The following is a 10182-nucleotide window of genomic DNA, read 5'->3' on the forward strand; positions in this document are numbered from 1 at the left end:
GCTGGTTATGTAGGCGAAGATATTGAGAGTTTACTAACGCGGTTGTTGCAGGTTGCCGATTACAACGTTGAAGCCGCCGAACGTGGGATCGTGTTTATTGACGAAATTGATAAAATTGCACGTAAAAGCGACAATCCATCCATCACTCGTGATGTTTCTGGTGAAGGTGTACAACAAGCTTTATTGAAATTATTGGAAGGAACGGTTGTGAATGTTCCGCCAAAAGGAGGCAGAAAACATCCTGACCAGAAATTTGTTGAGGTAAACACCCAAAACATTTTGTTTATTGCCGGTGGTGCTTTCGATGGTGTGGAACGTATTATCTCCAAACGATTGAATCGTCAAGCTGTTGGATATTCTACATCTAAAAATGTAGATAATATAGACAAAGACAATTTATTGCAATATATTATTCCGAAAGATATCAAAGATTTTGGATTAATTCCTGAAATAATTGGTCGTTTGCCAGTCTTGACTCACATGGATCCTTTAGATAGGGAAACTTTGAGAGCGATTTTGACACAACCTAAAAATGCTTTAATCAAACAATATAAAAAATTGTTTTTGATGGATGAAGTTGAATTCAGTATCACGGATGAAGCCTTGGATTTTATTGTTGAAAAAGCATTGGAATACAAACTCGGAGCTCGAGGATTGCGTTCTTTATGCGAAGCCATCCTAACCGATGCGATGTATGAATTACCAAGTTCTGAGGATAAAATATTAGAAATCGACGTGGATTATGCAAAAGAAACTTTAAACAGAAATTTATTGAAACGATTGGAAATTGCTTCTTAAATAAATTTCAAGCTCAGTAAAAAGCAAAATAAAGCTCAAAAACATCCGTTTTTGAGCTTTATTCGTTAAATTTGTGAGCTCAAAGTGTTTTTTATGGCAAAATTAAAATTGGATTTGGAAAATGGATTGCTGGATTATATTAAAAAACATCCCAATAGTTCTTCAAGAGAAATTTATGAGGGGTTGGGAAATTTAGTGGCTTTTGCTACCGTAAAAAGGACAATTGCAGTATTAATAGATAAAAATTTTGTTGCTACAACTGGAAGAGGGAAGTCAACCAAGTATTTTATAAGCAAAGGCTTGGATGTTTTATTTCCAATAGATATTGAAGCTTATTTTGAAAAAGAGATTGATGATCGAGAAGTAAAAGAGGGTTTTAGTTTTGAACTTATCAAAGAGGTTTTAAACGAAATTTCAATATTCACTAATGATGAAATGGAAAAGCTGTCTCATCTTCAAGATAATTTTACCGAAAATATTTCAAAACTTACAAAAGTTGAATACAATAAGGAATTTGAGCGATTGGCAATTGATTTAAGCTGGAAATCTTCGCAAATAGAGGGGAATACCTATTCTTTATTAGAAACTGAAAAGTTATTAAAAGAAAAAGAAACGGCATCTGGAAAGACTAAAGATGAGGCAGTTATGTTATTGAATCATAAAGCAGCGTTGGATTTTATTTTAGAGAATCCAGATTATGTAAATCCACTTTCTGTTGCTCGAATAGAAGATATTCATAGTTTGCTTGTTGAGGGTTTGGGCATTGACAGAAATATTAGAAATAGAAGAGTTGGTATTTCTGGCACCAATTATAAGCCTTTGGATAATGCTTTTCAAATAAAAGAAGCATTAGAAGATATGTGTATTCTTATCAACAGTAGAGATAATATTTTTGAGAAGGGATTGTTGGCTTTGGTATTACTCTCTTATATTCAAGCTTTTTCGGATGGAAATAAAAGGACAGCAAGAATTATAAGTAATGCTATTTTAATTAATTATAAGTACTGTCCAATCTCTTTTAGGACGGTCGATTCTATAGATTATAAAAAAGCAATGCTTGTTTTTTATGAACAAAATAACATAAGTGTTTTTAAAAATATTTTTATAGAACAATTTGAATTTGCGGTAAAAACCTATTTTTGACACAAAAGAAACCTTGAATAGAAATTTATTGAAACGATTGGAAATCGCTTCGTAATTTTTTGATTAATATATTTCAAACCCGACAGGTTTTAAAACCTGTCGGGTTTTTTGTTTTTTTGCTATGTGAAAAAACCACCAATATCCTTTTTTATCTACAATAGATTGTCGATTTTTGCCCATCGTAAATCAATAGAAATAAAAATGGCAATAGAAGATAAAGAGATTATTTTATTAAAAGTTTCTGGTCAAGATAAACCTGGGGTAACGGCAGGTTTAACGTCTATTTTAGCTACTTATGATGCAACTATTTTAGACATTGGTCAAGCCGATATTCACGATACACTATCTTTAGGAATTTTATTTGAAATAAAAACAGGCTCTTCTTCGGCAGCAGTTTTGAAAGATTTATTGTTCAAAGCTTATGAGTTGGATATTAAGGTCAAGTTTATACCGATTTCTATTCCTGATTATGAAACTTGGGTAAAAGCACAGAGTAATCAACGGTATATTATCAATGTTTTGGGCGAAAAGTTAACTGCTAAACAATTGTCTGCGGTAACCAAAATAATGTCAGACCAAAAACTAAATATTGATTCTATTATCCGATTAACGGGAAGAACTTCGGTGGTGGAAGTTGAAGAATATCCTCGTTCTTGTGTGCAATTATCAGTAACAGGAAATATTGTTGATAAAACGGCAATGACAGCTAGTTTTATGGAAATTTCTCGAAAATTGAATGTTGACATCTCTTTCCAAGAAGATAACATTTATAGAAGAAATCGCCGTTTGGTATGTTTTGATATGGATTCTACCTTAATTCAAACCGAAGTAATAGACGAATTAGCCGATTTAGCAGGAGTAGGAGAGCAAGTAAGAGCTATCACTGAATCGGCAATGAATGGTGAAATTGATTTTAGCGAAAGTTTCAAAAAACGTATGGCTTTGTTAGAAGGATTAAGCGAAGATGTATTACGTAACGTTGCCATAAATTTACCTATAACAAAAGGAGCGCATCGATTGATGAAAGCCTTGAAATATTACGGCTATAAAACGGCTATTTTATCTGGAGGATTCACCTATTTTGGCGATTATTTGCAAAAAGAATTAGGTATTGATTACGTTTATGCCAATCAATTAGAGATAAAAGATGGTAAACTAACCGGAAAACATTTAGGCGAAATTGTCGATGGAGCAAAAAAAGCAGAATACCTAAAAGCCATTGCGGAGAAAGAAGGGATACATATCAATCAAACTATTGCTGTGGGTGATGGTGCGAATGATTTGCCTATGTTAAACTTGGCAGGTTTAGGTATTGCTTTTCACGCTAAGCAGAAAGTAAAAGAAAATGCAGCAACTTCAATATCTAGTTTGGGACTTGATGGGATTTTATATTTATTAGGTTATCACGACAGACATATTGATATGATGCAGGAGTAGTAGATACTGTAAAACACAAAATCCAGTTTTGCATCAACAAACTGGATTTTGTGTTTTGAATAACAGGTTTTTAAAATTCTTGTAAATCTATTTCGATTGATTATTTGCTCCTAATTTTTTTCTCCCATTTCCAAGCACTTTCCATTGCTTCTTCTAATGTTGATTGAGATTTCCAGCCCAGAGCATCGTTCGCTTTATCTGTATTGGCATAAGCTGAAGTGATGTCGCCTTCTCTTCGAGCCACGATTTTGTAAGGCAATTTTTGTCCGCTTACTTTTTCGAAAGCGTGAATTACTTCCAGCACTGAGCTTCCCGTTCCCGTTCCCAAGTTGAAGGTTTCTACTTTTTCTAAATTCTTTTTATTTAATAAACGTTTCATAGCTATTACGTGTGCTTTAGCCAAATCAACTACGTGGATATAATCTCTTACCGCAGTGCCGTCAGGCGTTGGATAATCATCACCGTAAACAGACAGTTCTTGGCGTAAACCCAATCCGGTTTGGGTAATAAATGGTACCAAATTTTGTGGAATTCCAAGTGGTAATTCCCCAATTTCTGCACTAGGATGCGCTCCAATTGGATTGAAATAACGCAATAAAATGGCGTTAATGTTCGATACTTTGGTGACATCGGTAATGATTTCTTCTCCAATTTGTTTCGTATTTCCGTAAGGTGACAACGCTGGCTGAATGGAGGAGTTTTCAGTAATTGGCATTTTTTCGGCTTGACCATAAACCGTACAAGATGAACTGAAAATGATATTAGCTTCGGGTAGTTTTTGCAATTCTTGAAGTAAATAAATCAAACTGCTGATGTTGTTTTCATAATACAACAATGGATTTCCTACGCTTTCTCCAACTGCTTTTGAAGCTGCAAAATGAATCACTCCAGAAATATCGTGATGCCTTTTGAAAAACTCCTGCACTTTTTCTTTCTCACGCAAATCCAAATTTTCGAAAGCTGTATTTATTCCTGTAATATTCGCAATTCCATCTAAAACTTTCAAAGAGGTATTAGAAAGATTGTCTATAATGATTACTTCAAAACCTTCGTTTTGCAATTCGACCACAGTATGCGAACCAATAAAACCTAAGCCACCTGTTACTAATATTTTCATATTTATTTTTTTATAGTAGAGACGCATTGTAGAGACGCACTGCAGTGTATCTCTACAATGCATCTCTACAGAATTAATTTATTTTTAAAAATTCCAGAACTGAATCTGTGATGAATTTGATTTGTTCATCGTCCAATTCAGTGTGCATTGGTAACGAAATTACTTCTTTTACCAATTGATTTGTCACGACAAAATTCTCTTCTTTATATCTAGAATCTAAATAAGCTTTTTGTAAATGCAGCGGAATTGGATAATAAATAGCGCAAGGAATTCCTTTACTTAGCAAATGCTGCATCAAACCATCTCTATCGGCATTGATGATTCGCAAAGTATATTGATGGAAAACGTGATTGTCTTCATTGCTGTCAAACTCTGGAATTATGATATTTTTATTCCCTTCGAAAGCTGAATTATATTTGGTTGCAGCTTCACGACGTGCTTTGTTATAATCATTCAATAATGGCAATTTTGCATTCAAAACCGCAGCTTGAATACTGTCTAATCGTGAGTTTACTCCCACAACATCGTGATGGTAACGCTCATACATTCCGTGGTTTACAATACCTCTAATTTTATGTGCCAAAGCGTCATCGTTAGTAAAAATGGCACCACCATCACCATAACATCCTAAATTTTTAGAGGGAAAAAACGAAGTTGAACCAATATGTCCAATAGTTCCTGTTTTCTTTTTAGTTCCATCAGAAAATTTGAAATCGGCACCAATACCTTGCGCATTATCTTCGATTACAAATAGATTTTTCTCTTTGGCAATTGCCATAATCGCTTCCATATTAGCAGCTCGTCCAAATAAATGTACTGGCACAATCGCTTTTGTTTTTGGTGTGATCGCTTTTTGAATTCCTTCGATGGAAATATTCATATTGTCTAAATCAACATCGACCAAAACTGGTGTGAGTTGCAACAAAGCAATTACTTCTACAGTTGCGGCAAAGGTAAAATCAGCAGTGATAACCTCATCACCAGGTTTCAAATCCAGTCCCATCATTGCAATTTGCAAAGCATCGGTTCCGTTGGCACAAGGAATTACGTGTTTTACTTCGAGGTAGTCTTCAAGATTTTTTTGGAATTGATGCACTTCAGGACCATTAATGTAAGTGTTGGTATCAAGAACTTCTTGGATGGAAGTATTTACGGTGTTTTTTATTTTTTCATATTGACTTTTCAAGTCAACCATTTGGATTTTTTTCATTTACTCTTTGTTTTATTTCTTTAATCTCAAAGCTCACTATGCAAAATACAAAGTTCACAAAGTTTTAAATTTGAAACAAAAATAGGGATTTTAGCAGAATGATTTTATAGATAATTAAAAGAAAACGTATTTTAGCCACAGAAATTTTTTGATATGCTTTTTCTTTATAATCTAATTGTTCAAATTGCCGATTTTTTATTAAAAATAGTGGCGATTTTCAGTCCAAAAATTAAACTTTTTGTGGATGGTCGTAAGCCAGTTTTTGAAATTTTAGAAAGTAAAATTAAACCAAGTGATAAAGCCATTTGGTTTCACGCCGCATCACTTGGCGAATACGAGCAAGGCTTGCCTGTAATCGAAAAAATAAAAACAAAATATCCCAATCATAAAATTGTGCTGACTTTTTTCTCTCCTTCGGGTTATGAAGTCCGTAAAAACAATACTGTTGCTGATGTTACGGTATATTTGCCTTTGGACACACAAAAGAAAGCCCAAATGTTTCTAAAATTAGTCCATCCAGAAATGGTTTTCTTTATCAAATATGAATATTGGCCCAATTATTTAAACGAACTTCGAAAACTTGAAACGCCAACTTATTTAATTTCAGGCATTTTCAGAAAAAACCAAATGTTTTTCAAATGGTACGGCGGATTTTACAGAAAAGCATTAGACACTTTTACTTATTTTTTTGTACAGAATGAAAGTTCAAAAAAATTATTGTTGCAATTAGACAAAACTAATGTAGCGATTTCTGGCGACACTCGTTTTGATCGTGTAGTTTCAATTCTAGAAAAAGATAATTCTTTGGATTTTATTTCTGAATTTAAAAATGATATTTTGACGATTGTTGTTGGGAGTTCTTGGCCAAAAGACGAGAGTTTGCTAGTGGATTTCATCAATCAAACTTCCGAAAAAGTTAAATTTATAATTGCGCCACACAACATTAAATCTGAACAAATTCGAGAATTGAAGAATAGTATTTCAAAAAAAACAGTTTTGTTTTCAGAAGTAGAGACGCGATTAATCGCGTCTCTACAGGATTTTGATGTCTTTATAATAGACACCATTGGAATTCTAACCAAGATATACAGTTATGCTGATATTGCTTATGTTGGTGGCGGTTTCGGGAATCCAGGTGTTCACAATATTTTGGAACCGGCCACTTTTGGTGTTCCAATTGTAATTGGGCCTAATTATTCCCACTTTGCCGAAGCAACGGCTCTAGTTAATTTGGAAGGTTGTACTTCTGTTTCAAATAAAACTGAACTGAATGATGTTTTTTCTAATTTGATTTGCAACGATGCCATTAGAAATGAAAAAGGGCATATTTGCAACACTTTCGTGCAAATGAATAAAGGAGCGACAGAGGTTATCATAAAAAACATTTCGAATCCTAAATCATCCTAGTTTTGTAATCCTATTTTTGTTTATTTCCTAAAACAACAAAATTTAAATAGTAAATAATAACTGATAGTTTCAATGTCAAATAAAATCAATAATTGCAATAATGCTACTTGATAGCTATGTAAGAATATCAAATTCCAAATAAAAATGAAATATTTTAAAGGATTGATATTCTGCCGCTATCATTGAGATAAAAAGGAATATTACAAATGAATATTATTTTTTAAAAAAAATATGAAAAAATATTTTAGCTATTAAAAAATTTATATCTTTGCCCCGAATTAATAATTAACCTTTTATAATAAAGTAAGATGAAAAAAGTATTTTTAAGTTTAGCCGTTGTTGCTATGTTGACTGTAGTTTCTTGTAAAAAAACTGAAGCTCCTGTAGAAGAAGTTGCTGCTGACACTACTGCTGTAGCTGTTGATACTGCTGCTGTAGCTGTTGATACTGCTGCTGTAGCTGTTGATACAACTGCTGCTGCTGCTCCAGAAGCTAAGTAATTCTAAATTACAGAAAAAAAATAAGCTACGCAATGCGTAGCTTTTTTTTTAAATTTTAAACGATTTCAATAATTATTTGCGTTTGAAATAAAAAAGCCATTACAAGTTATGTAATGGCTTTTTTATTGAATTAAAATTTTTAAATACAATTTAAAAAATGTCATTTCTATAAATGGGAATACTGTTATAAATAAAAAAACCGCAAAGAATTAAAAATTAATTCTTTACGGTTTTCTGTTGTACTCAGAGCGGGACTTGAACCCGCACGAACATTGCTGTTCACTGGATTTTAAGTCCAGCGTGTCTACCAATTTCACCATCCGAGCATTGTGCTTTTCGATGTTATATCTAATTTTTATAAAAAATTAATTAAATATAGCCACCATCCGAGCAGTATGGTTTTGAGCGAAAAACGGGGCTCGAACCCGCGACCTCGACCTTGGCAAGGTCGCGCTCTACCAACTGAGCTATTTTCGCATTTCGATTTTAAAAGAACTCAATACTTGACCGTATTGCGGATGCAAATTTAATACATTAATTCAATTACACAAGTGTTTTTTGCAAAAATAAATAGACAAAAGTTAACCTTCTGATAACCTAAACTTTAAAACAATCAGAGTTATTTTTTGGTCAACATTCTTTTGATTTCATTGAGTTTCATTAAGGCTTCCATAGGTGTAATAGTATTTATATCCAAACTTAAAATCTCATCTTTGATTTCTTCTAACAATGGATCGTCAAGATTAAAGAAGCTCATTTGCATTTCATCTTTACTCGATTTAATTCCACTTAAAGCTTCGCTTGAGTGATCTTTTTCTAACTTTTTTAAAAGTTTCTGTGCTTTCAATATTACGATTTGTGGCATTCCTGCCATTTTAGCTACGTGGATTCCAAAACTGTGGGCGCTTCCTCCTTTTACCAATTTTCGAATAAAAAGAACCGTATCTTTTAGTTCTTTGACAGAGACATTATAATTTTGGATTCTTGGTAGGGATTCACTCATTTCATTCAACTCGTGATAATGTGTTGCAAAAAGTGTTTTAGGTTTTGAAGGATGTTCGTGTAAAAACTCCGCAATAGCCCAAGCAATAGATATTCCGTCATAAGTACTAGTTCCTCTCCCAATCTCATCTAACAACACCAAACTTCTGTCGGAAATATTATTTAAGATGGAAGCTGTTTCGTTCATTTCGACCATAAAAGTAGATTCGCCCATCGAAATATTATCTGAAGCCCCAACTCTGGTAAATATTTTGTCGACAATTCCCATTCTAACACTATCAGCTGGAACAAAACTTCCCATTTGAGCTAGTAGAACGATTAGAGCTGTTTGACGTAAAATTGCTGATTTTCCAGACATATTGGGACCCGTAATCATAATCAATTGTTGTGTTTCTCTATCTAAGAAAACATCATTTGCTATATAAGGCGTTCCAACAGGCAATTGTTTTTCTATTACAGGATGTCTTCCATTTTTTATATCGAGTTCAAATGATTCGTCTAAATCAGGGCAAACATATTTGTTTTCGATAGCTAATTGCGTAAAAGAGCTTAAACAATCCAATTGCGCTATTAAATTCGCGTTCATTTGAACTGGTTTAATATAAGTAGCAATCCAACTAACTAATTGTTCGAATAATTCTGATTCTATCTTGTGGATTTTTTCTTCAGCTCCGAGAATTTTAGTTTCGTATTCCTTTAATTCTTCGGTAATGTATCGCTCTGCACTTACTAGCGTTTGTTTTCTTATCCATTCTGGTGGAACTTTGTCTTTATGTGTATTTCGAACTTCGATATAATAACCAAAGACATTATTGAAAGATATTTTTAAAGATGAAATTCCAGTTCGTTCCGATTCTCTTTTTTCAATTCCTTCCAAAAATTCTTTACCAGATGTTGAAATTGCCCTCAAATCGTCTAACTCTTCGTTTATTCCTTTGGCAATCGCATTTCCTTTGAAAATCGCCACTGGAGCGTCTTGATTCAGAGTGATTTCTATTTTTTCGCGCAATAAATCACAACTATGCAGGCTGTCGCCAATGATTTTCACGGCTTCTTGTGGGCTTTCTAACGCTAAAGTTTTGATTGGAATAATTGCGTCCAAAGATTCTTTCAAATAAACTATTTCTCGTGGAGACACTTTTCCAGTAGCAATTTTGGAAATCAAACGTTCTAAATCCGAAATTTGTTTGATTTGGTTTTGAATTTTATTAAGAACATCCCGATTATCTTTTAAATAAGAAACTACTTGATGACGGTTTCGGATTTTATTCAAATCTTTTAATGGTAATGCCAACCATCTTTTTAAAAGACGTCCACCCATTGGCGAAAGCGTTTTATCAATAACATCAAGAAGCGTGACTGCATTAGGATTGTAACTATGATACAATTCCAAGTTTCGAATTGTAAAACGATCCATCCAAACATATTCATCTTCGGCAATTCGTTGGATTGCCGTAATGTGTTGCACCCGATTATGTTGCGTTTCAGACAGATAATATAAAATTGCACCCGAAGCGATAATTCCTTCTTTCAATTCTTCGATTCCAAAACCTTTTAAAGAAATAGTT

The 10182-nt window shown here is 33.5% G+C and carries 8 protein-coding genes and 2 tRNA genes; 5 read left to right on the forward strand and 5 right to left on the reverse strand.

Translation table 11 applies throughout. The annotated features are described in order from the left end of the window. From clpX to serB, 3 genes are all read left to right on the forward strand, one after another. A partial coding sequence (gene clpX / locus PHC28_RS10950) for an ATP-dependent Clp protease ATP-binding subunit ClpX (RefSeq protein ID WP_300100045.1) occupies nucleotides 1-798 on the forward strand: 798 nt, incomplete at its 5' end. A gap of 93 nt (nucleotides 799-891) precedes the next feature. Further along, the gene (locus PHC28_RS10955) at nucleotides 892-1941 is read left to right on the forward strand and encodes a Fic family protein (RefSeq protein WP_300100047.1); all 1050 of its coding nucleotides are present in this window, start codon (nucleotides 892-894) and stop codon (nucleotides 1939-1941) included. Nucleotides 1942-2142: 201 nt separating this feature from the next. Continuing rightward, entirely contained in the window at nucleotides 2143-3378 is a 1236-nt protein-coding gene (gene serB / locus PHC28_RS10960) for a phosphoserine phosphatase SerB (RefSeq protein WP_300100050.1), read from the forward strand. A 100-nt stretch (nucleotides 3379-3478) separates the two neighbouring features. Here serB and galE read toward each other — a convergent pair whose 3' ends face one another. Continuing rightward, nucleotides 3479-4495, reverse strand: coding sequence for a UDP-glucose 4-epimerase GalE (gene galE / locus PHC28_RS10965; RefSeq protein WP_300100053.1), 1017 nt, complete (start codon nucleotides 4493-4495; stop codon nucleotides 3479-3481). A gap of 73 nt (nucleotides 4496-4568) precedes the next feature. Then, nucleotides 4569-5705, reverse strand: a complete 1137-nt coding sequence (locus tag PHC28_RS10970; RefSeq protein ID WP_300100056.1) for a DegT/DnrJ/EryC1/StrS aminotransferase family protein — start codon at nucleotides 5703-5705, stop codon at nucleotides 4569-4571. Nucleotides 5706-5858: 153 nt separating this feature from the next. On the opposite strand from PHC28_RS10970, the gene PHC28_RS10975 reads away from it, so the two are divergent. Then, on the forward strand, nucleotides 5859-7112 hold the full coding sequence (locus PHC28_RS10975; protein WP_300100059.1) for a glycosyltransferase N-terminal domain-containing protein: 1254 nt from the start codon (nucleotides 5859-5861) through the stop codon (nucleotides 7110-7112). 308 nt (nucleotides 7113-7420) lie between these two features. Continuing rightward, on the forward strand, nucleotides 7421-7612 hold the full coding sequence (locus tag PHC28_RS10980) for a hypothetical protein (protein ID WP_300100062.1): 192 nt from the start codon (nucleotides 7421-7423) through the stop codon (nucleotides 7610-7612). A gap of 240 nt (nucleotides 7613-7852) precedes the next feature. Here the strand turns inward: PHC28_RS10980 and PHC28_RS10985 are convergent. The 3 genes from PHC28_RS10985 to mutS form a co-directional block, all read right to left on the reverse strand. Further along, nucleotides 7853-7938: transfer RNA gene (locus tag PHC28_RS10985), tRNA-Leu, on the reverse strand. A 78-nt stretch (nucleotides 7939-8016) separates the two neighbouring features. After that, a tRNA-Gly gene (locus PHC28_RS10990) sits at nucleotides 8017-8089 on the reverse strand. Nucleotides 8090-8231: 142 nt separating this feature from the next. Beyond that, nucleotides 8232-10182: DNA mismatch repair protein MutS (mutS, locus tag PHC28_RS10995; RefSeq protein WP_300100065.1), on the reverse strand; the 1951-nt coding region annotated here is incomplete at its 5' end.

This window comes from Flavobacterium sp., assembly GCF_028712645.1.
Classification (GTDB): Bacteria; Bacteroidota; Bacteroidia; order Flavobacteriales; family Flavobacteriaceae; genus Flavobacterium.

Coding starts and splice junctions, on each gene's coding strand:
- PHC28_RS10970 (WP_300100056.1), bottom strand. CDS start 5,705: ATGAAAAAAATCCAAATGGTTGACTTGAAAAGTCAATATGAAAAAATA.
- PHC28_RS10955 (WP_300100047.1), top strand. CDS start 892: ATGGCAAAATTAAAATTGGATTTGGAAAATGGATTGCTGGATTATATT.
- serB (WP_300100050.1), top strand. CDS start 2,143: ATGGCAATAGAAGATAAAGAGATTATTTTATTAAAAGTTTCTGGTCAA.
- PHC28_RS10980 (WP_300100062.1), top strand. CDS start 7,421: ATGAAAAAAGTATTTTTAAGTTTAGCCGTTGTTGCTATGTTGACTGTA.
- galE (WP_300100053.1), bottom strand. CDS start 4,495: ATGAAAATATTAGTAACAGGTGGCTTAGGTTTTATTGGTTCGCATACT.
- PHC28_RS10975 (WP_300100059.1), top strand. CDS start 5,859: ATGCTTTTTCTTTATAATCTAATTGTTCAAATTGCCGATTTTTTATTA.